Below are 21,757 nucleotides of genomic sequence, written 5' to 3'. Positions count from 1 at the left end.
GAGGATGTTGGCTGGCCCCGAGCATCCGCCGGCACGGCGCGGTTTCGCGAGCAGAATGATCGGCAATGTTCCGCCACGGCCGGCCCGGCCGGCCGCCTCCGAGATGGCCAAGTGCGGTTTTGTGCTGGTTTGTCCGCCCTGCTAGGATGTCGTCCTGGAGCAGGGCCACGATGCAGACGCAGGACAAATTCACCGACAAGCAGCTGTCGGACGAGCAGAGCCGCGAGATTGCGGAGACCATCCGTGAGGAGCTCGCCAGGCGCCGGATCTCCCGGCAGGCGCTGGCTGAGCAAGCCAAGCTCAGCCTGTCGACGCTGGAGAAGGTGCTCGGCGGCCGACGGCCGTTCACGCTGGCGACCACGGTGCGGCTGGAGCAGGCGCTGGGCGTCTCCCTGCGCAGAAGCGCCGCCGTGGTGGCGCCGCCGGCCGCAAACGATGTCGCGCCCGACAGCCTCGGCTCCTATGCACATCGCGCGGTGACCTGGCTCGAGGACGTCTACGTCACGCTGCGCCCGTCGTTCGGCGACAAGGACGCGATCTTCGCCTACCGCACCGAGATCGTCTGGGAGCCGAAAGTCTCTTCACTGGTGTTCCGCGAGGGCGAGCGGACCGATGCCGCCTATGAACACACCGGCGAGGTCGCCGTGCCGCATCAGTCCGGCTTCATCTATCTCGTCATCATCAAGCACGGCCAGCATCGCGTGATCACAGTGTCGCGGCCGACGGTCGCCGGCGAGATGTACGGGATCATCTCGACGCTCCGCGCCGGCCCCGGCTCGCAGCTGACGCCGATCGCAGCGCCGATCGCCTATGTGCCGCTCCGAAACTTCGCGAAGCCCTCGCTGGGTCGGGTCGCGCCCGGCGATGCCAACCATGAACTGTACCAAAAGCATCTGCGCCGAACGGTGGAAGAATCGTTCGCTCTGTTTCTGTCGGTATAGTCCGCAAGAAATTATCCGGAATGACGCAGCATGCGTCTATAAGGAGGACATGCAGGACGCGCCCGCACGCGACGACGGCGAATCTCCGCTGTTCTCAATCATTATCCCGCTCGAATCTCACCGCGGGCAGTGGGAGATGTCCTGGCTCGGCTGGACGTCGCAGACTGCCGACAAATCGCTCTACGAGATCATTCTGGTCGTGCCGCCGGATTTCACGGCACGCGAGCAGTTGAAGGCGCTGGCCGGCAACAGGGCTCGCCTCGAATTCACCGATTCCGAACACGACATCGGGCTCTGCGCATTCGGCGCGACCAAGGCGTGCGGCAGCTATCTGTTCTTCACGGAATCGCACTGCCGGCCCGAACCCGACGTGATCGAAGTCTGCATTCGCGCGATCGATGCTCATCCCGATTGGGCCGGCTTTTCCTGCCGTTCGATCCCGATCTGCCATAACCGGTTATCCGTGGCAGAGGCCGCCATGTACCAGGCCGACATCGAGTTCGGTATGAAGCAGCATCCCTGGCGCAAGGTGCTGGATCAGTGTTTCGTGACGCGGCGCGACGTCTATTGGGAATGCGGCGGCCTGCGCGAGGAGCTCGGTCATTTCGCCGAATGGGTGCTTGCTGCCGCCTATCACGCGAGAGGCTATTCCATCGGCTATCTCGAGGAGGCGCGCTTCCATCACTACTACGTCGGCGAGATCGACGAGCTGAAGCAATTCACGCTCGACTTCGTGCAAGGCGAGATTCGCTATTTGAGCGAGGCCCGCAACGATCCTGGCAGCGAGCTGCTCGACGTTCCGATCGAGTGGAGCTCGCGGAGTGAGGCCGGCACGTCGCTCGCCCGCAATGCACTGAACGCGCTCCTGCGCTACAGCCTCGCTGGCGGCGGCGGGGGACAGCATGGCGAGAAATGGCTGGCGTTATGGCGTTGGGCCGTACCGGCGCTGCTCGGCGGTCTCGACGTGCGCGGCTTCGCGCGGCTGGGGGCATGGTACGCGCGGGCCGTGCTGGTCGTTCTGACGGCCGTCGGATCGAGCGAGGCGATCGCGCGATGGATGCCGCGATACATCGCCGCGCTGATCCGGTATCAGAGACTCGATTGCATTCATCGTCTCGGGCGAGATGCGCTGTCTGCCGGCGGCCTTCTTGGTGAGAACGTCATCGCGCAGATCGGATTCCATGCCGAGGAGTTCTCCGCCGGTCACTCTTTCCGCTGGAGCGAACCGGAGGCCGCCGTGCGCATCAAGGGGATGCCTGGCCGCACCATCGTCCGCGTTCGAAGCCCCGCACTTCGCGCGCCGCTGGATACGATCGACACGCGGTTCTATGTCGACGGCACGGCCGTCGCCCCCGAAGCGGTCGTGACCGGTTATGACAGCTACACACTGAGCCTCGATCTGCCGCCGTCAGGCATCGCCACCCTCGCCTGGGCATGCCCCGTGTTCAGGGGCGTCGGCGATTCGCGTCGTCTCGGCCTGCCGATCGCGGCGATCGATGTCGGCCAGGACATGATCGAGGTCGAAAGCGCGGGAATAGTGTCGTCGCTCGCTTGAAAAGAATAGCGTCCTTTCGGCCGCTATTCGGTGGCTTCAGGCCTCTACTTTCAGTCGAACTACCCGCCAGTTTCGGCGCTGATGATATCGCCGAACAGCTCCCACTGGCCCTTCTTGAACCGCCACATCTTGAGCTGCTCGATCGGCGCGAAGTCCGTGGCGGAGGTGTTGATCTTGATGCCCGGGATCAGGGTGTCGGGGACGAAATCCTTGAGGCTCGCTGCCTGCTTCATCACATTCTCACGGGTCAGATTGTCCCCCGCCTGCTTCAGCACCTGCACCATCGTCTGGGCTGCGGCATAGGCGTAAACCAGATTGGCGTCCGAAACATTTGCACCGGGTATGTATTTGTCGATGAAGGCCATGAATTTCTTCATGCCCTCATCGTCTTTCCACTGCGGATCCGACGCATCCTTCAGATAGCCGGCCGACAGCACGCCTTCGGATGCCTCGAGGCCGGCCGGCTTCATCACCGCGCCGATCGAGACCGAGACGTCGGTCATGAGATGCATCGGCTTCCACTCCAGCTCGGCAATCTTCTTGATCGCCTGCGCCGCAAACTTCGGGGTCGCGATGTTGACGAAGACGTCGGCGCCGGTCCCCTTGAGCTTGACGATATGGGCGTCGATCGAAGGCTCCGACGTCTCGTAGCTCTCTTCCGCCACGATCATTTTCGATGCCCTGTCGCCGAACACGTCCTTGATGCCGGCGAGGTAGTCCTTGCCGAAATCGTCATTGGCATAGAAAATCGCGACCTTCCCGTCCGGCTTCTCTTTCAGAATATACTTGGCGAAGATCTGTGCCTCGACGCGGTAGCTGGGCTGGAAACCGATGGTCCAGGGAAAGTTCTTCGGGTCGTTCCACTTGCTGGCGCCTGTGGCGAGGAACAGCTGCGGCACCTTCTTGGAATTGTGATATTTCTGAACGGCGGTCTGGGTCGGGGTGCCCAGCGCGTTGAACACGAGGAAGACCTCGTCGCTTTCGATCAGCTTGCGGATCTGTTCAACGGTCTTTGGCGGCGAGTAGCCGTCATCGTAGGAGATCCAGTTGATCTTGCGGCCGTTGATGCCACCCTGGTCGTTGATCATCTTGAAATAGGCTTCCTCGGTCTTGCCGATGACGCCGTAGGCGGAAGCCGGGCCGGAATAGGCCTCGACATTGCCGATCTTGATCTCGGTGTCGGTGACGCCGGTGTCGTACGCTTTTTGGGCATACGCGGAGTGGGTCGCAAACAGCGTCATCGCTGTTGCCGCGGCAAGCAGGGCGAGTTTCTTGTTCATGAAAATTCCTTGGGGCTTCTTTGGGGTTTCTTCTGACTTTGGCACTTCAAAAAAGAAAAGCGCCCGCGAGAGGGGCGCTTTGATCAGGCGTTGGCGGCTTTCTTGTCGAGCTCGGAAGTGACCGAGAATTCCTTGCGCAAGGTCGGCTTGTGGATCTTGCCGGTGGCGTTGCGTGGCAGCGCATCGACGAAGCGGACCTGGCGCGGACATTTGAAGCGCGCGAGATTCGCCGCGCAATGCGCGAAGACATCTGCCTCGGTCAGCCGCTGGCCGGGCTTGGCTGCGAGGATGGCAAGGCCGACCTCGCCCCATTGCGGATCGGGAATGCCGATCACGGCGGCTTCCGCGATGGCGTCGAGTTGGTGCAGGACGTTCTCGACCTCGGCCGGATAGACGTTCTCGCCGCCGGAGATGTACATGTCCTTCCAGCGGTCGACGATGTAATAAAAACCTTCCTCATCGACGCGTGTCGCGTCGCCCGTGTGCAGCCAGCCATCGGTGAACGACGTCTTGTTCGCCTCCGGCCTGTTCCAGTAGCCGGGCGTGATGTTGGGCCCCTTGACCCAGAGCTCGCCGAGCTCGCCGACATCGGCGTCGCTGCCATCGGGACGAACGATGCGCACTTCCGTGTGCAACACCGGCTTGCCGGCGGAGCCTGCTTTCCGTGCCGCATCCTCGCGGTCGAGCACCAGCACGGCCGGCGAAGTCTCGGTCATGCCGTAGCCCTGCTGGAGTGCGACGCCACGCGCCTCCCACACCTTGAGCAGCGGCACCGGCATCGGTGCGCCGCCGACACCGCCGACGATCAGCCGGGTCAGGTCAGTCGTGGCGAATGTCGGATGCTGGGCCATGAACTGGTAGATCGCGGGCACGCCGAAGAACACATTGATGCCCTGCGCGGGATCGTTAATCAGGCCGAGCGCCGTGCCGGGATCGAAGGCGCGCATGATCATCACGGTGCCGCCGGCATGCAGCACCGGATTGGTGTAGCAATTCAAACCGCCGGTGTGGAACAGCGGCAGCACGGTGAGCAGCACCGAGGACGGCCCGATGCAGGCAGGGCCGCCGAGATTGACGCAATTCCAGAAGGTCATGCCATGGGTGATGGTGGCGCCCTTGGGATGACCCGTCGTGCCGGAGGTGTACATGATGGTCGAGACATCATCGAGAGTGACCTCCTCGATTTTCTCGAGTGGCTTTGCGGCGGCGATGCCGGCCTCATAAGTCCCGCCGGGACCAAGCAGCAGGCTCGTCTCAATGCCGCAGAGCTTTGCTACCGCAAGCGCCGTTTCGGCGAGATCGCTGTCGTGGATCATCACCTTCGGCGCGCAATCGCCGGTGATGAACTGGAGCTCGGGAATGGTGAGGCGAGTGTTCAGCGGCACGAAGATCGCACCTAACCGGCCGCAGGCGAATTGGACCTCGAGCGTATCGGTCGTGTTCAGCGCCAGCACCGCGACGCGCTCGCCGCGCGAGACTTTCAGCGTATGATGCAGAAATGACGCGAGACGCGAGACGCGCGCATCGAGCTGCGCATAGCTGAAGCGGCGCTCGCTCGCGAGGTCGATCACCGCAACCTTGTTCGGCGAGCGGCGGCCATAATGGGCGATCCAGTCGTAGTAACGAACGGACAAAAATTCCTCCCTCGGCGGTCTGGTGCCGCCCGCGTCCCTGTTGCCATGCACCATGCCCGGCATGGCCCTGAGGCCAGCCGGAGTTTGTGCACCACGCCTTTTTTTGATCCGGAGTTGGCGCGCGAGCGATGAAAATCGTCTTGCGTTGAGTTGCTAGAGCGAGCCTGCTCGGAGGGGAGCCTTGGTCAGCCACTCCGCGCAAGTGAGCCGTCAAAGTTCCGGCCATGGTGCACGAGACGAATCCGCCAGCAGGGCGAGAGTGCGATGATGAGCCCGTTCTATACCGCCGAGCATGACGCCTTTCGTGACGTGATGCGCCGCTTCGTCGACAAGGAGATTGCGCCCTTCGCCCACGAGTGGGACGAGGCCGGCGAATTCCCCCGCGCGCTCTATCGCAAGGCGGCCGAGATCGGGCTCCTGGGGCTCGGTTTCCCCGAGGAATATGGCGGGATCGCCGCCGACCAGTTCATGAAGATCGTCGCCAGCCAGGAGCTGGCGCGGGCTGGCGCCGGCGGCGTCAGCGCCAGCCTGATGAGCCATACGATCGGTTCGCCGCCGGTCGCGCGGGCCGCGCGCCCCGAGGTCAAGGCGCGCGTGCTGCCTCAGGTGCTCGCGGGTGAGAAGATCTCCGCGCTCGCGATCACCGAGCCGGGCGGCGGCTCTGACGTCGCGGGCCTCCGCACCAAGGCGCGACGCGACGGAGATCACTACGTCGTGAGCGGCGAGAAGACCTTCATCACCTCGGGTATGCGCGCCGACTATCTGACCGTTGCGGTGCGCACCGGCGGCGAGGGCGCCGGCGGCGTCAGCCTGCTCCTGATCGAGGGGGATACGCCTGGCCTGTCCCGGACCAAGCTGAAGAAGATGGGTTGGTGGGCTTCCGACACCGCGACGCTGCATTTCGACGATTGCCGCGTGCCGGCGGAAAACCTGATCGGCGAGGAAGGCCAGGGCTTCAAAATCATCATGCGGAATTTCAACAGCGAGCGCATGGGCATGGCGGCGGGCTGCACCGCGTTCGCGCGCGTCTGCCTCGACGAAGCCATTGCCTATGCCAAGGAGCGCAAGACCTTTGGCAAGCCGCTCGCGCAGCACCAGGTAATCCGCCACAAGATCGTCGACATGGCGCAGAAGGTCGCCGCATCGCAAGCGATGCTGGAGATGCTGGCCTGGCGGCTGGAGCAGGGCGAAAGCCCGGTCGCCGAAATCTGCATGATGAAGAACCAGGCGACCCAGACCATGGCATTCTGCGCCTCTGAAGCCGTGCAGATTTTTGGCGGCGCCGGCTTCATGCGCGGCATCAAGGCCGAGCGCATCTACCGCGAGGTTAAGGTCAACGCCATCGGCGGCGGCACCGAGGAGATCATGAAGGATCTGGCGTCGCGGCAGATGGGGTTGTGACGACGAGAGGAAGCAATGCTGTTTACCGCCGACCACGACGAGATCCGTCGTTCCTTACAGAAATTCATTGCCAACGAGATCAATCCGCACGTCGATGAATGGGAGCAGGCCGACATCTTCCCGGCGCACGCGCTGTTCAAGAAGATGGGCAGCCTCGGCTTTCTCGGGCTGAACAAGCCGGTCGAATTCGGCGGATCCGGCCTCGACTATTCCTATGCGCTGATGATGGCGGAGGAACTGGGCGCCATCAATTGCGGCGGGGTGCCGATGGCGATCGGGGTGCAGACCGACATGGCGACGCCGGCGCTGGCGCGGTTCGGCTCCGATGAAGTGCGGCGCGAATTCCTGGCGCCCTCGATCTCTGGCGACTATGTGGCCTGCATCGGCGTCTCCGAACCCGGCGCAGGCTCCGACGTCGCCTCGATCAAGACCAATGCGCGCGCGGATGGCGACGATTACGTCATCGATGGCGGCAAGATGTGGATCACCAACGGCACTCAGGCCGACTGGATCTGCCTGCTCGCCAATACCGGCGACGGACCCGTTCACCGCAACAAATCGCTGATCTGCGTGCCCATGAAGACCAAGGGCGTCACCGTCGCGCGCAAGCTCGACAAGATGGGCATGCGCTCGTCGGATACCGCACAAATCTTCTTCGACAACGTCCGCGTGCCCAAGCGCAACCGGATCGGCGAGGAGGGCAAGGGCTTTACCTACCAGATGATCCAGTTCCAGGAGGAGCGGCTCTGGGGCGCGGCCGCCTGCCTGAAGGCGCACGAATACATCATCAACGAGACCATCGAATACACCCGCAACCGCAAGGCCTTCGGCAAGTCCATCCTCGACAACCAGATCGTTCACTTCAAGCTCGCGGAGATGCAGACCGAGGTCGAGCTGTTGCGCGCGCTGATCTACCGTGCCGGCGAGGCGCTGGTGGCGGGCGAGGACGTCACGAAACTGGCGACCATGGCCAAGCTGAAGGCCGGGCGACTCGGCCGCGAGCTTACCGACGCCTGCTTGCAATATTGGGGCGGAATGGGCTTTACCAATGAGACGCCGGTCAGCCGCGCCTATCGCGACAGTCGCCTGACATCGATCGGCGGCGGCGCCGACGAGGTCATGCTGATGGTCCTGTGCAAGATGATGGGTACGCTGCCCGGCAGCAAAGGAAGTTCCTGATGATCACGCTCTATCACTGCGACGGCGCGCGCTCGTTCCGTCCGCTCTGGATGCTGGAGGAGATGGGGCTGCCCTACGAGCTCAAGATGCTGCCGTTCCCGCCGCGGGTCTTCGCCAAGGAATATCTCGGCATCAATCCGCTCGGCACGATTCCCTTCATGGTTGATGGCGAGACCAAGATGACGGAATCGTCCGGCATCTGCCACTATCTCGGCGTCAGGCATGGACCGACGCCACTGATGGTCGGGCCGGAAGATCCCGCCTATGGCGCGTTCCTGAACTGGATGTATTTCAGCGACGCCACGTTAACCTTCCCGCAGACGCTGGTGCTCCGATACACCCAACTCGAGCCGGAAGAGCGCCGCAATCCGCAGGTCGCCGGCGACTATGGCAAATGGTTCTTAGGGAGGCTGCGCGCCGTCGAGGCAGCCACCGCAACTACCGAGGCCTTGTGCGCCGGTCGCTTCACTGCCGCCGACATCGTGATTGGCTACGCGCTCCGCCTCGCCGATACTATCGGGCTTGCCAAGGATTTTGGGCCAAATGTCGCAGCCTATTGGGCTCGCCTGCAGCAGCGCGATGGATTCAAGCGCGCGGTTGCTGCGGAGCAACAGGCCGGCATCGAGCAGAACGTCGCGCCAAGGGTGAGGGCTTAATTGTCGTCCTGGCGAAAGCCAGGACAACGATGTTGCCAGGAGTTCCGGGTCGCCCGCCATCCCTCCCGAAGTGCCGACCTTTTGCGCTTCATGATAGCGCTATCCCGCCGTGACAGCGCCCAGATTTCCGCTAAGGTGACCTCCGTCCGCAGCGGCCAAAGAGCCGCGCGAGGAGGATCCCAATGGAAGATAACGGTCGCGAATCCGACCATTTGATGCTGATCACGCCGGAGCGGGTATTCTATGCCGGCCTGCTCGGCCGCCCCCGCAAGCGGACCCCCGGCTGCTGTCATGTCTATGTCGCGGTCAAGGGCAGCCTGCATCTGACGATCGATGATGCCCTCGCCACTGGCGAGCTGTTCGTCACCCTGCCGAACCAGCGGCATTCCATTGCCAGCGACTATCGCACCGCGATCAGCGTCACGCTGGAGCCGGAGAGCATGCCTGATGGCGTGATCGAGGTCCTGGCCGAGCGGCTCACCGGACCCGACAGCGCCGTCTATGCCCGCAAGATTCTCGCCGCCTACACGCTGTTGCGCCAGCGCCGCTACGGCGACATCACCACCGCCGAATTCGACGAGATGTGTTTTGGCGAAGCGCTGCCGCGTCGGGTGCTAGACCCCCGCGTAACGCGTGCGGTCGCCCGTATCGGTCGCTTCACAGGTGAGCCCGTGACGGCGGACACTTGCGCGGCGGACGCCGGACTTTCCGCTTCGCGTTTCCTGCATCTGTTCAAGGAAGAGACCGGCATCTCGTTCCGCTCCTTCCGCGCCTGGAAGCGCGCGCGGCATCTGCTGCACTTCGCCAACCAGGACCTCAATCTGGCCCATCTCGCGCAGGACATCGGCTATCCCGACAGCACCCATTTCAGCCACTCGATCCGCCGCTTCTACGGTTTGAAGCCGCGCGCGATCTTCGTTGGCTCGCGGGATCTCGCGATCTATCGCAGCAGCGAGACGGTGAGGCTTGCGGAGGCGAGCTAGGAACGCTCTTGTAGGGTGGGTTAGCGAAGCGTAACCCACCACCTTTCTCTCCGGGGAGACCTTGGTGGGTTACGCCTTCGGCTAACCCACCCCACGATCGCATTGTTTCCAGCTTCTCCGCGCAAGAAGCCGCATGCCGCTCATCACATGATCGCAAGCGTTGAATTATCAACGTGCGAGACATTCAAGGCATGAGCGACAAGGCCGTCATCACCTGCGCGCTGAACGGCGTGCTCACCGACCCGAAGCAGCATAACGTGCCTGTGACGCCCGAGCAGATGGCGCGCGAGGCCAAGGCTGCGTTCGATGCCGGCGCGTCCATCATGCACATCCATCTGCGTCAGCAGGCGCCGGACAAGGGGCATCTGCCGTCCTGGGAGGTCAGCGTCAGCAAGGAGATCCAGCAGGCGATCCGCGAAGCCTGCCCCGGCGTGATCATCAACCACACCTCCGGCGTCTCCGGGCCGAACTACAGCGGTGCGCTGGATTGCATCCGTGAGACCAGGCCGGAAATCGCCGCCTGCAATGCCGGCTCGCTGAACTATCTGAAGGTGAAGGCCGACAACAGCTGGGCCTGGCCGCCGATGATGTTCGACAATGCGGTCGAGAAGGTGAAGGACTATCTCGACGTCATGAACGCGGTCGGTACCATCCCCGAATTCGAATGTTTTGACGTCGGTATCGTCCGCTGCGTCGGCATGTACCGTCAGGTCGGCATGTACAAGGGCCCGCTCGAATATAACTTTGTGATGGGCGTCGCCTCCGGCATGCCGTCGGATCCCGATCTGCTGCCGATCCTGATCAAGCTGAAGCGTCCCGAAGCGCAATTTCAGGTCACCGCGATCGGCCGCGAAGAAATTTGGCCGCTGCACCAGCGCTGCGCCGAGCTCGGCGGTCATCTGCGCACCGGTCTCGAAGATGCCTTCTATCTCGCCGACGGCAAGAAGGTGACGTCGAACGGCCAGCTGATCGAGGCCATCGCCGCCTGCGCCCGCCGTGCGGGCCGCGAGATCGCGAGCCCGGCGGAAGCGCGAAAGATTTTTGGGACGAATCGCTGAACGTAGCCCCAGCCGTCATTGCGAGCGAAGCGAAGCAATCCAGAATCTTTCCGTTGAGGCAGTCTGGATTGCTTCGTCGCTCCGCTCCTCGCAATGACGGGTAGGAAATAATCATGTCCATTCTCGAAAACGCCATCTTCCCCGGCAGCGCCGTCTACCGCGCCAATCGCGACGGCATGCTTGGCCTGATTGACCGCATGCGCGCGCTGGAAGAGCGTACGCGTGCGGCATCAGCCGCGGCGAAAGACCGCTTCCACAAGCGCGGCCAGCTGTTGCCGCGCGAACGCGTCGCGCTGGTGCTCGATCCGGGCGCGCCCTTCATCGAGCTGTCCACGCTCGCCGGCTACATGTTCGACGTATCGGATCCGGACAAAAGCGTGCCCGGCGGCGGCGTCATCGCCGGCATCGGTTTCGTCTCGGGCATCCGTTGCATGGTCAGCGCCAACGATTCCGGCATCGATGCCGGCGCTCTTCAGCCCTACGGTCTCGACAAGACGCTGCGCGTGCAGGAGCTCGCGCTGGAAAACAAGCTGCCCTATGTCCAGCTGGTCGAAAGCGCCGGTGCCAATCTGTTGCGCTATCGCGTCGAGGATTTTGTCCGTGGCGGCAATATCTTCCGCAATCTCGCGCGGCTCTCGGCGGCCGGGCTGCCCGTCGTCACGGTGACGCATGGCTCCTCGACCGCCGGCGGCGCCTATCAGACCGGCCTGTCCGACTACATCGTCATGGTCCGTGGCCGCACCCGCGCCTTCCTCGCGGGCCCGCCGCTGCTGAAAGCCGCCACCGGCGAGATCGCGACCGAGGAGGAGCTTGGCGGGGCTGAGATGCACACGCAGGTGTCGGGACTTGGCGACTACCTCGCCGAGGATGACCGCGACGCCCTGCGCATCGCGCGCGAGATCATGGCGGCGCTGGAATGGGAGCGGCCCGGCAGGGCGAGCGCGGAATATAAGCCGCCACGCTACGACCAGGACGAGCTGCTCGGCATCATGCCGATGGACCACAAGCGCGCCGTCGACATGAAGCAGGTCATCGCGCGCATCGTCGACGATTCCGACTTCACCGAGATGGCGCCGAACTACGGCCCGGCCACCGTCTGCGGCCATGCCCGCATCGAGGGCCAGGCCATTGGCATCATCACCAACAACGGTCCGCTCGATCCGGCCGGTGCCAACAAGGCGACGCATTTCATCCAGGCGTGCTGCCAGACCCGTACGCCATTGCTGTATCTGAACAACACCACCGGCTACATGGTCGGCAAAGCTTACGAAGAAGCCGGCATGATCAAGCATGGCTCCAAGATGATCCAGGCGGTGACGTCGGCGAATGTGCCGCAGATCACCATCTATTGCGGCGCCTCGTTCGGCGCCGGCAATTACGGCATGTGCGGGCGCGGCTTCCATCCGCGCTTCTGCTTCTCCTGGCCCAACGCCAAGACTGCCGTGATGGGCGGTGAGCAGGCCGCCGAGACCATGGCGATCGTCACCGAATCCGCAGCCGCGCGCCGCGGCAAGTCGGTCGAAAAGGAAAAGCTCGATGCCATGAAGGCGCAGATCGTCGGCGTGTTCGACGGCCAGATGGACGTGTTCTCGACCAGCGCGCGCGTGCTCGACGACGGCGTGATCGATCCGCGCGACACCCGCGCGCTGCTGTCGGAAGTGCTCGCGATTTGCCGCGAGGGCGATGCGCGCACGCCCCAGCGCATGCAGTTTTCGGTGGCTCGCCCATGAGGAACGGTTCAACGCAGCACCGGCCGTTCTTCAAGCTCCTGATCGCCAATCGCGGCGAGATCGCGCTGCGCGTGATGCGCAGTGCGCGGAAGCTCGGCCTCGGCGTCGTCGCGGTCTATTCGGATGCGGATCGCGACGCGCTTCATGTGCAACACGCCGACCAGGCCGTGCGCATCGGCGAGCCGCTGCCGGCGCAATCCTACCTCAACATTCCCGCGATCGTTGCAGCCGCAAAGGCCAGCGGCGCGGATGCCGTTCATCCCGGCTACGGCTTCCTCGCCGAGAACGAGGAGTTTGCACAGGCCTGCAAGGATGCCGGCCTCGTCTTCATCGGCCCGTCGCCCCAGGCGATCGAGTCGATGGGCAACAAGGCCGGTGCCAAGGAGATCATGAAAAAGGCCGGCGTGCCCGTCGTGCCCGGCTATCAGGGCGCCGATCAGGGCGATGAGGTCATGCTCGCGGAGGCGAGAGAGATCGGCTTTCCCGTGATGATCAAGGCGGTCGCCGGCGGCGGCGGACGCGGCATGCGGCTCGTGACGGACGCGGCGTCGTTTCCTGATGCGCTGCGTAGCGCGCGGTCCGAGGCGAAGGCGGCGTTTGGCGATCCGACGGTGATCCTCGAACGCGCCATCCAGAATCCCCGTCACATTGAAATTCAGGTGTTCGGCGACAGCCATGGCAACGCCATCCATCTCGGCGAGCGCGATTGCTCGGTGCAGCGGCGCCACCAGAAGCTGATCGAGGAGGCACCGTCGCCCGCTGTGACGCCGGAACTGCGCGCGAAGATGGGCGAGGTCGCGGTCGCCGCGGTGAAGGCGCTGCGCTACGAGGGCGCCGGCACGCTCGAATTTCTGCTCGATGCGAGCGGCGAATTCTACTTCATGGAGATGAACACGCGCCTCCAGGTCGAGCATCCCGTGACCGAGGCGATCACCGGGCTTGATCTCGTCGAATTGCAGCTGCGCGTCGCGCGCGGCGAGCCATTGCCGGTGAAGCAGCAGGACATTCGCTTCACCGGCCACGCCATCGAGGTGCGGCTGTGCTCGGAGGACGCCGCGCAGGATTTCATGCCGCAGTCCGGGCGCATGGCGCGCTGGCAGGTGCCGGATGGCATCCGCGCCGAGCATGCGCTGCAATCGGGCTCCGAGATTCCGCCGTTCTACGATTCCATGATCGCCAAGGTGATCGGCCATGGCGCGACCCGCGAGGAGGCGAGGGGGCGGCTGATCGTCGGCCTGGAACAGCTCACCGCTTTCGGCGTGACCACCAACCAGGCGTTCCTGCTGTCGTGCCTGCGTCATCCTGGTTTTGCCAAGGGTGAAGCGACGACGGCGTTCATTGGTGCGCATCGCGACGAGTTGCTGGCGGCGCGCGCGGACGCTGCATTCGATATCGCTTTGGCCGGCCTGTTGCTCTACGTCACGAACCCGCAGGCACCTTCGTGGCGCCGCGGACGGAGCCTCGCGGCAACGTTCCCGCTGCCGGCGAAAATCGAGGTCGCGGGCCACGCGTATGAGCTCGAAGTCACGCGGGAGCGCGATGGCAGCTACACCGTCGCGAGCGGCGGCCGGCAAGACAAATTCGGGATCGACCAGCTCGATTTCGATGTGATCCGCTTCCGCCATGACGGCGTGATGGACAGCGCCAAATTCCTGCGCGATGGCGACCGGCTCCACCTCCAGCGCCGCGGCATCCCGCTCGCGGCGACCGATCTCACACTCGCCGCGCCGAAGGCCGCCGCAAGCAACGGCGGCGACGGCAAGGTTCGTGCCGCCATGAACGGCCGCGTCGTTGCCGTCCTGGTCCAGCCGGGCGACCGCGTCACCGCCGGTCAGCCGGTGATGACGCTGGAGGCGATGAAGATGGAGCACGTCCACAAGGCCGGCATCGACGGCGTCGTCGTCGCGATCGACGTCGCCGAGGGCGAGCAGGTGACGACCGGCCGGATCGTGGCCGAGATTGGGGCGGGGTAGGCACCTCGAACTCAACTCGTCGTCCCGGCGAAGGCCGGGACCCATACTCCCAGGCAGCGGTTACAGGGCGAGCAGGTAACTCCGAGTCTTCGCCAAACCCGATCCTGTGGTTATGGGTCCCGGCCTTCGCCGGGACGACATGGGGCTACTGCCCGCGCCCCGTCCCGTCATTGAGCAAACACGCCACCTGGTGCCCGTCGCCCGCGTCCACCAGCACCGGCCGCTCCGTCTTGCACTGCTCCATCGCAAACCGGCAGCGGGTGTGAAACGCGCACCCCGGCGGCGGATTGACCGGGCTTGGCACGTCGCCGTCGACCAGCGGCACGAGCTTCTTGGCGAGCGGGTTCGCAACCGGCACCGAGGCGAGCAGGGCCTGCGTGTAGGGATGGCGCGGATTGCGGAACAGCTCGTCCTTGTCGGCGATCTCGACGATGCGACCGAGATACATCACGGCGACGCGGTGGCTGATATGGGCGACCACCGCGAGGTCATGCGCGATGAAGAGATAGGAGAAGCCGTGCTCGCGCTGCAGGTCAATGAGAAGATTGATCACCTGCGCCTGGATCGAGACGTCGAGCGCGGAGACCGGCTCGTCGCAGACGATCAGGCGGGGCCCGAGCGCCAGCGCGCGAGCGATGCAGATGCGCTGGCGCTGCCCGCCGGAGAATTGGTGCGGAAAGTTGCGCATCTGGTCGGGCCGCAAGCCGACCTGATCGAACAGGTTTGCGGTACGCGCCTCCAGCGCTTTGCCGGTCGCGATCCCGTGCACGAACAGCGGCTCGCCCACGATGTCCCCGGCAGTCATGCGCGGGTTGAGCGAGGCGAACGGATCCTGGAACACGATCTGCATCGAACGGCGGTGCGGACGCAGCGCGGACTTGGAGAGATGCGTGATGTCTTCGCCTTCGAGGCGGATCTGGCCCGAGGTCGGCTCGACCAGCCGCAGCACGCTGCGCGCCACCGTCGACTTGCCGCAGCCGGATTCGCCGACGAGGCCCAGCGTCTCGCCGATCCCAACCGAGAACGAGACGCCGTCGACCGCATGCACTGTGCCGACTTGTCGGCGCAACACACCGGCGCGCACCGGATAGTGCTTCTTGAGATCGGTGACTTCGAGCAGCGCCTCGGTCATGCCACCTCCGCCACTTCGGCCGCGCGCCAGCAGGCCGCAAGATGGCCACCGCCCCAATCGATGAGCGGCGGATATTCGGCCTCACAGCGCTTGATCGCGAGCTTGCAGCGCGGCGCGAACGCGCAACCTTTCGGCAGCTGCACCAGCGACGGCACCGTGCCGGGAATTTCGTTCAGCCGTGCCGGCGCGGCGACGCCCGGCGCCGGCACCGCCGGGATCGAGGCCATCAATCCGCGCGTGTAGGGATGTTTCGGCGCGGCGAACAGTGCCTCGACGCTCGCTTCCTCGACCTTCCGTCCCGCATACATCACGATGACCCGTTGCGCGGTCTGCGCGACGACGCCGAGATCATGTGTGATCAGCACGAGCCCGGTGCCGAGCTTTTTCTGCAGGTCCAGGATCAGCGCCAGGATCTGCGCCTGGATGGTGACGTCGAGCGCGGTCGTGGGCTCGTCCGCGATCAGCAGCGCCGGCCGGCACGCCAGCGCCATCGCGATCATGGCGCGCTGGCGCATGCCGCCGGACAATTGATGCGGATATTCCCGCGCGCGCCGCGCCGGTTCGGGGATGCGCACCAGGCGCAGCATCTCGATCGCGATGTCCCGGGCCTCCTTGTTCGACATGCTCCGGTGCAGCCGCACGGCCTCGACGATCTGGTCGCCGATCCGCATCACGGGGTTGAGCGAAGTCATCGGCTCCTGGAAGATCATCGAGATGCGGTTGCCTCTGACGGCGCGCATCTCTGCTTCGTCCAGCGTCAGAAGATCAGTGCCTTCGAGCGTGACGGAGCCGCCGACGATGCGGCCGGGCGGATCCGGCACCAGCCGCATCAGCGACAGCGCCGTGACGCTCTTGCCGCAGCCGGATTCTCCGACGATCGCCAGCGTCTCGCCGCGCTTCACCGTGAAGGACACATCATCGACGGCCTTGAACAGACCGGAGTTGGTGAAGAACACCGTCTTCAGGTTCTTCACCTCGAGCACCAGATCGGATTTGTCAGCCATCAGCCGCGCTGCCGTGGATCGAGGATGTCGCGCAAGGCGTCGCCGAACAGATTGGCGCCGAACACCGCGAGACTGATGGCGATGCCCGGGAAGATCACCAGCCAGGGCGCCGTGCGGACATATTCGGCGGCGGATTCAGAGAGCATGCGGCCCCACGACGGGTACGGCTCGGGAATGCCGAGGCCGAGGAAGGAGAGCGAGGCTTCGGTGAGGATGGTCGAGCCGAGCTGGGCGGTCGCAAGCACGATCAGCGGCGCCAGCGTGTTCGGCAGCACGTGACGGAGCGCGATGCGTACCTCGCTCATGCCGATCGACTTGGCGGCCTCGATGAATGGCAGCTCCCGCAGCGCCAGCGTGTTGGCGCGGATGACGCGCGAGACGGTCGGGATCAGCGGAATGGCGATCGCAATGATGACGTTCGGCAAGGACGGCCCAAGCGCCGCGGTCATGATGAGGGCCAGCACCAGCAGCGGCAGCGCCTGCAGGACATCGGAGACACGCTGGAACACGAGATCGACCCAGCCGGAGAGATAGCCGGAGGTGAGGCCCACGATGACCCCGATCGAGCCACCGAGTGCGGTCGAACCGATGCCGACCGCGAGCGAGATCCGCGCGCCATGAATGATGCGGCTGAAGACATCGCGGCCGAAGGAATCTGTGCCCATCCAGTGTGCCAGGCTTGGACGCGCCAGTGCCCGGGCGGCGTCGATCGTCAGCGGATCGTAACGCGCGATGAAGTCGGCGAAGATCGCTGTGAATACGAACAGGGTCATGATCACAAGGCCGGCCGCGCCCAGCACATGCCGCTGCGCCAAAAACAGCACGCGCCGCCAGCCGACGGTCGCGTGCGCCCCGGCGCGCCTCAGTTCAACGTCATAGTCGATTGCGGCCAACAGGTTCTCCTAATCCGTGTACCTGATGCGCGGGTCGAACACGGCGTAGAGCATGTCGACGATGAAATTCGCGCTCACCACGACGATGGCAATCAGCATCACCAGGTTCTGCACGATCGGATAATCGCGCCAGCGTATAGCCTCGACCAGGAAGCGCGCGACGCCGGGGATGTTGAATACCGTCTCCGTGACGATGAGGCCGCCGATCAGGAACGCCGCCTCGATGCCGATCACGGTGATGACGGGCAAAATCGCGTTCTTGAGCGCATGCTGATAGTTCACGGCGGCATCCGATGCGCCCTTGGCACGCGCGGTGCGGATATAGTCCTGCCGCAGCACTTCCAGCATCGAGGATCGCGTGATGCGCATGGTAAGCGCTGCGCTGCGAAAGCCGACGGCGGCGGCGGGCACGGCGTAGGTTGCGAACGCCTCCAGCCACGTCGCTGGATTCGGGTTGAAGATCGGCATCTGGTTGAACATCGCCACCGATGCGGTGAGGATGAGCAGGCCGAGCCAGAACGAGGGCAGCGACAATCCGCTCAGGCTCACCACACGCAACGCGTAGTCGAGCCTCGTTCCCTGCTTCACCGCGCTGATCACGCCCAGGGGAATGCCGATCGAGGCCGAGAACAGCAGCGCCAGCCCGGCGAGCCGTGCGGTGATCGGAATTCGCGGCAGAATTTCCTGAAGCGCCGGCTTCTCGGAGACATAGGAGTAGCCGAAATCGCCGCGCAGGAAGCCGCTGATCCAGTGCCAATATTGCACCACCAGCGGCTGGTCGATGCCGAGCTCCTTCTCCAGATTGGCCTTGTCGGCGGGGTCGACATAGCCGGCCGCGGCAAACAGGATGTCGACGATGTTGCCGGGCACGACACGCAGCAGGAAGAAGATGACGATCGAGATCCCGAACAGGGTCACGAGCATCAGCAACAGGCGCCGCACCAGATAGGCAAACATCCCTTCGCCCTCCGCGAGCCGCTAGTCGTCAGCCTTGCGCGCTACTTGTCGAGCCAGACGTCCTCGTAGCGAAAGCCGTTATAGGAGCTGTTCGACATGACCGTCACGCCCTTGACATAAGGCTGCCAGCAGGTGCCGGCCCGCGCATGGAAGATGATCGGGCGGGCGACATCCTCCTGCAGCTTCTTGTCGATGTCCCAGACCAGTTGCTTGCGTTTGCCAATCTCGATCTCCTGCGATTGCACGTCGAACAGCTTCTCGATCTCCTTGTTGCAATAATTGGTGTAGTTCCGCTCCGAGCCGCAGGAATAATTTTCGTAGAAAGACTGGTCGGGATCGTCGACGGAATTGCCGGTCAAGTTGAGGCCGAGCATGTAATCCTTGCGCGCAACCTTCGGGAACCAGTTTGCGGTTTCGACCACGTCGAGCTCGCCGTCGATATAGATGCTCTTGAGCTGGTCGATCAGGATCACCGCGGGATCGCGATATTCCGCGAGATTGCGCGTCGAGACCTTCACCGCCAAGTGCTTGTCGGGACCGTAGCCCGCCTTCTGCATCAGCTTCTTGGCCTCATCCCGGCTCGCATTCACGTTCGGACCATAGCCTGGAATGGTCTCCAGCTTGTCCTTGGGCATGCCCCAGATGCCCTGCGGCGGCGGCAGCATGGTGCCGCCGATATCCGCCTGGCCTTCGAACAGGATGTCGACGAAGGCCTTGCGGTCGAGCGCCATCGCCATGGCTCGGCGGATGTCGATGTTGTCGAACGGCGGGGACGCCGAATTGACGATGATGTTGGTCGAAACGTTGGTCGGCTCGACGACGCAGAGGGCGTTGGGCGCCTGCGACTTGATGTCCTTGAGGAGCGGGATCGTGATGTGCGTCGGGAAGGTCATGTCGAACTTGCCGGCGACGAAGGCGAGGATCGCGGTGGAGCGGTTCGTGATGATCGTGTACTCGATGCCGTCGAGATAGGGCAGGCCCTTCTTCCAATAGTCCGGGTTTCGCGTCAGCTTGATCGATTCATTGGCCTTGAACTCGACGAATCTGAACGGGCCGGTTCCGACCGGATGGGTGCGCATCTCCGCCGGCGAGACGTGACAGGGATAGATCGGCGTATAGCCGGATGCGAGCATCGCCAGCAGCGAGGGCTGCGGCCGCTTCAGATCGAAGGAGACCTCGAAATCGCCGTTCGGTGTGACATCGTTAACCTCGCTGTACCAGGCCTTGCGCGGATTCTGCCGCAGCTTTTGTTGCGATTTGCCCATCAGGAGATCGAAGGTGCATTTGACGTCGGCCGACGTGAACGGCTTGCCGTCATGCCACTTGACGCCTTGGCGGAGCTTGAAGGTCAGCTTCTTGTTGTCGCCGCTCCAGGACCAGCTCTCGGCCAGCTCTGGCCTCAGCGTATCTGGGCTGTTCTGCGCAATGTGCTGGTCGTAAACGACGAGATTGTTGAACACTCCCATGAAGGGCACGTTGATCGAATAGGTCGCGCCCTCCAGGATGGACGCATTCGCCGGGCTGTCGCGGTGATACATCCGCAGGATCCCGCCCTGCTTTGGTTCGCCGGCGAGCGTAGTGGTCGAGGTCGTCAGCACAGTTAGCGCCGCCATTGCGGCGAGCGACCACACGCTCCGCATGCTCATCCTCCCTGGACGTCTTGTCTTTTGGGCCTTTTGCGGCCTGTTTGAGCGGACGATAGCGATGCGAGCGCGGTGAGGCAACCGACAAGCTCTGCCACTCTCTCGGCAATTCGGATGACGGAAGGCCGCAGGGGGTTCTCTCACGATGTGAGGGAAGCGCCTCAGGCGACAGCGGCCCTTCACACGATCCTGGATGCCTTGTTCCCCCAATATCGGTCCCGCAGCAGCCGCTTGTACAGCTTCCCGGTCGGCAGCCGCGGCAACTCCTTCTCGAAGTCGACCGAGCGCGGCACCTTCTGCCGCGAGAGCGACGCTCCGCAGAACGCGATCAGCTCTTCGGCCAGCGCCTCGCCCGGCACGATGCCGGGCATCGGCTGCACCACCGCCTTCACCTCTTCGCCGAGGTCGGGATTGGGCACGCCGAACACCGCGGCGTCCGCAACCTTTGGATGGGTGATCAATAAATTCTCGCACTCCTGCGGATAGATGTTCACGCCGCCGGAGATGATCATGAAGGTCGCGCGGTCTGTTAGATGAAGGAAGCGGTCCTCGTCGACATAGCCGACGTCGCCGACCGTGCTCATGCTGCCGTCGGCCGATCGCGCCTTCTTGGTCTTCTCCGGGTCGTTGAAATATTCGAATGGCGTGGCCGTCTTGAACCAGACCTGTCCTGGCGTGCCGGTCGGGCATGGCTTCATATTTTCGTCGAGAATATGGAGGTCGCCGAGCAGCACCTTGCCGACGGTGCCGCGATGGGCGAGCCATTCCGCGCTGTCGCAGGCGGTGAATCCGAGGCCTTCGGTCGCGCCGTAATATTCGTGGATGATCGGCCCCCACCATTTGATCATGTCGTCCTTCACCAGGGCCGGGCAGGGCGCGGCGGCATGGATCGCGATTTCGAGCGACGACAGGTCATAGCGCGTACGCACCTCCTCTGGCAGCTTGAGCATGCGCGAGAACATCGTCGGCACGAGCTGGGTGTGGGTGATACCCCACCGCTCGACGAGCTGGAGGTAACGCTCGGGATCGAAGGTTTCCATGATGATGGCGGTGCCTCCCATCCGGATCGTGAGGTTCACCGCGGCCTGCGGCGCGGAGTGATAGAGCGGCGCGGGCGACAGATAGATCATGCCCTCGCGGTAGTGCCAAAGTTTGGTCAGGAAATCGAACAACGGCAGATTGTGTTTCGGCGGCTCCTCCGGCAGCGGCCGAATAATGCCCTTCGGCCGTCCCGTCGTGCCCGATGAATACAGCATGGCGGTGCCGAGCCATTCATCCGGGATTGGCGTCTTCGGCAGGCCGGCGGTCACCTCCGTGAGGCCGACGATGCGCTCACTCTCGCCGGGACCGTCGGCGACGATGCACAGTTTGATGTCGGGGCAGACCTTGATCGCCTCGCGCGCGATGTCGAGCTTCGCAATCGACGTGATCAGGATTTTGGACTGGCTGTTGACCAGGAGATAAGCGAGCTCGCCCGGCGTCAGGAACGAGTTGATGCAGGTGTAGTAGAGGCCGGAGCGCTCGCCCGCGCCGCAGGCTTCGAGGTAGCGCGAATTGTTCTCCATGAAGATCGAATAGTGGTCGAGCCGCTTCAAGCCGTGCTCGCGGAACAGATGCGCCAGCCGATTGCTGCGCGCATCGAGCTCGCGATAGGTGACGGCCTCGCCTGTTCCCGCCATGATGAAGGCGGGCTGGAGCGGGCGCAGGCGGGCATGCTGACCTGGGTACATCGGTCCTC

17 protein-coding genes are annotated in these 21,757 nt (G+C 63.9%); 9 read left to right on the top strand and 8 right to left on the bottom strand.

The features are described from left to right. Positions 1–170 precede the first annotated feature (170 nt). Both BRA1417_RS0102855 and BRA1417_RS0102850 read left to right on the top strand, forming a co-directional pair. On the top strand, positions 171–941 hold the full coding sequence (locus BRA1417_RS0102855) for a helix-turn-helix transcriptional regulator (RefSeq protein WP_027514523.1): 771 nt from the start codon (positions 171–173) through the stop codon (positions 939–941). Positions 942–990: 49 nt separating this feature from the next. Beyond that, complete coding sequence (locus tag BRA1417_RS0102850; RefSeq protein ID WP_027514522.1) at positions 991–2,496, top strand: glycosyltransferase family 2 protein; 1,506 nt, start codon at positions 991–993, stop codon at positions 2,494–2,496. Positions 2,497–2,555: 59 nt separating this feature from the next. On the opposite strand, the gene BRA1417_RS0102845 is transcribed toward BRA1417_RS0102850, so the two are convergent. Beyond that, complete coding sequence (locus BRA1417_RS0102845; protein ID WP_027514521.1) at positions 2,556–3,776, bottom strand: ABC transporter substrate-binding protein; 1,221 nt, start codon at positions 3,774–3,776, stop codon at positions 2,556–2,558. Positions 3,777–3,859: 83 nt separating this feature from the next. Next, positions 3,860–5,410, bottom strand: coding sequence for a long-chain fatty acid--CoA ligase (locus tag BRA1417_RS0102840; protein WP_027514520.1), 1,551 nt, complete (start codon positions 5,408–5,410; stop codon positions 3,860–3,862). Positions 5,411–5,674: 264 nt separating this feature from the next. On the opposite strand from BRA1417_RS0102840, the gene BRA1417_RS0102835 reads away from it, so the two are divergent. From BRA1417_RS0102835 to BRA1417_RS0102805, 7 genes are all read left to right on the top strand, one after another. Then, positions 5,675–6,811: an acyl-CoA dehydrogenase family protein gene (locus BRA1417_RS0102835; RefSeq protein WP_027514519.1), complete on the top strand. Its 1,137-nt coding sequence runs from the start codon at positions 5,675–5,677 to the stop codon at positions 6,809–6,811. A gap of 15 nt (positions 6,812–6,826) precedes the next feature. After that, a complete protein-coding gene (locus BRA1417_RS0102830; protein ID WP_027514518.1) occupies positions 6,827–7,990 on the top strand; it encodes an acyl-CoA dehydrogenase family protein in 1,164 nt (387 codons plus the stop codon). Continuing rightward, positions 7,990–8,646, top strand: coding sequence for a glutathione S-transferase family protein (locus BRA1417_RS0102825; RefSeq protein WP_027514517.1), 657 nt, complete (start codon positions 7,990–7,992; stop codon positions 8,644–8,646). The genes BRA1417_RS0102830 and BRA1417_RS0102825 overlap by 1 nt, the downstream gene beginning before the upstream one ends. 182 nt (positions 8,647–8,828) lie before the next feature. Further along, positions 8,829–9,629 carry an AraC family transcriptional regulator gene (locus BRA1417_RS0102820; protein WP_027514516.1) on the top strand — a complete coding sequence of 267 codons (801 nt, stop codon included), beginning with the start codon at positions 8,829–8,831 and terminating at the stop codon, positions 9,627–9,629. 191 nt (positions 9,630–9,820) lie between these two features. Continuing rightward, positions 9,821–10,687: a 3-keto-5-aminohexanoate cleavage protein gene (locus BRA1417_RS0102815; RefSeq protein WP_027514515.1), complete on the top strand. Its 867-nt coding sequence runs from the start codon at positions 9,821–9,823 to the stop codon at positions 10,685–10,687. A 113-nt stretch (positions 10,688–10,800) separates the two neighbouring features. Next, positions 10,801–12,417, top strand: coding sequence for an acyl-CoA carboxylase subunit beta (locus BRA1417_RS0102810; RefSeq protein WP_027514514.1), 1,617 nt, complete (start codon positions 10,801–10,803; stop codon positions 12,415–12,417). Next, a complete protein-coding gene (locus BRA1417_RS0102805; RefSeq protein ID WP_027514513.1) occupies positions 12,414–14,390 on the top strand; it encodes an acetyl-CoA carboxylase biotin carboxylase subunit in 1,977 nt (658 codons plus the stop codon). The genes BRA1417_RS0102810 and BRA1417_RS0102805 overlap by 4 nt, the downstream gene beginning before the upstream one ends. 145 nt (positions 14,391–14,535) lie before the next feature. Here BRA1417_RS0102805 and BRA1417_RS0102800 read toward each other — a convergent pair whose 3' ends face one another. From BRA1417_RS0102800 to BRA1417_RS0102775, 6 genes are all read right to left on the bottom strand, one after another. Then, a complete protein-coding gene (locus tag BRA1417_RS0102800) occupies positions 14,536–15,522 on the bottom strand; it encodes an ABC transporter ATP-binding protein (RefSeq protein WP_027514512.1) in 987 nt (328 codons plus the stop codon). Continuing rightward, complete coding sequence (locus tag BRA1417_RS0102795; RefSeq protein WP_027514511.1) at positions 15,519–16,526, bottom strand: ABC transporter ATP-binding protein; 1,008 nt, start codon at positions 16,524–16,526, stop codon at positions 15,519–15,521. Before BRA1417_RS0102795 ends, BRA1417_RS0102800 begins: the two co-directional genes overlap by 4 nt. Further along, positions 16,526–17,419 (bottom strand): ABC transporter permease, encoded by an 894-nt coding sequence (locus BRA1417_RS0102790; RefSeq protein WP_018455966.1) that lies wholly within the window; start codon positions 17,417–17,419, stop codon positions 16,526–16,528. Before BRA1417_RS0102790 ends, BRA1417_RS0102795 begins: the two co-directional genes overlap by 1 nt. Before the next feature lie 9 nt (positions 17,420–17,428). Beyond that, on the bottom strand, positions 17,429–18,376 hold the full coding sequence (locus tag BRA1417_RS0102785) for an ABC transporter permease (protein ID WP_027514510.1): 948 nt from the start codon (positions 18,374–18,376) through the stop codon (positions 17,429–17,431). 41 nt (positions 18,377–18,417) lie between these two features. Beyond that, positions 18,418–20,016, bottom strand: coding sequence for an ABC transporter substrate-binding protein (locus tag BRA1417_RS0102780; protein WP_027514509.1), 1,599 nt, complete (start codon positions 20,014–20,016; stop codon positions 18,418–18,420). Between the two features lie 182 nt (positions 20,017–20,198). Then, on the bottom strand, positions 20,199–21,749 hold the full coding sequence (locus tag BRA1417_RS0102775) for an AMP-binding protein (protein WP_027514508.1): 1,551 nt from the start codon (positions 21,747–21,749) through the stop codon (positions 20,199–20,201). Between the last annotated feature and the right edge of the window lie 8 nt (positions 21,750–21,757).

This window comes from Bradyrhizobium sp. WSM1417 (assembly GCF_000515415.1).
Taxonomy (GTDB): Bacteria; Pseudomonadota; Alphaproteobacteria; order Rhizobiales; family Xanthobacteraceae; genus Bradyrhizobium.
Note: the sequence above shows the minus strand (reverse complement) of the source record. Positions and strands in the feature narration are given on the sequence as shown.